General features: G+C 53.2%; 1 rRNA gene. It reads right to left on the bottom strand.

Annotation, left to right across the window (positions count from 1 at the left end):
- Positions 1-457 (bottom strand): 16S ribosomal RNA (locus E1J61_RS36630); the annotation flags it as partial.

Below are 457 nucleotides of genomic sequence, written 5' to 3'. Positions count from 1 at the left end.
AGAAATGAATCCCCAACAACTAGTTGACATCGTTTAGGGCGTGGACTACCAGGGTATCTAATCCTGTTTGCTCCCCACGCTTTCGTGCATGAGCGTCAGTGACGTCCCAGGGGGCTGCCTTCGCCATCGGTATTCCTCCACATCTCTACGCATTTCACTGCTACACGTGGAATTCTACCCCCCTCTGACATACTCTAGCCTGACAGTCACAAGCGCCATTCCCAAGTTAAGCTCGGGGATTTCACGCCTGTCTTATCAAACCGCCTGCGCACGCTTTACGCCCAGTAATTCCGATTAACGCTCGCACCCTACGTATTACCGCGGCTGCTGGCACGTAGTTAGCCGGTGCTTATTCTTCCGGTACCGTCATCCACGCCAGGTATTAACCAGCGCGATTTCTTTCCGGACAAAAGTGCTTTACAACCCGAAGGCCTTCTTCACACACGCGGCATTGCTG

The organism is Cupriavidus sp. L7L (assembly GCF_004353535.1).
GTDB classification, from domain to species: domain Bacteria; phylum Pseudomonadota; class Gammaproteobacteria; order Burkholderiales; family Burkholderiaceae; genus Cupriavidus; species Cupriavidus oxalaticus_A.
The sequence above is the reverse complement of the archived record's forward strand: the minus strand, read 5'-3'. Positions and strand labels throughout refer to the sequence as shown.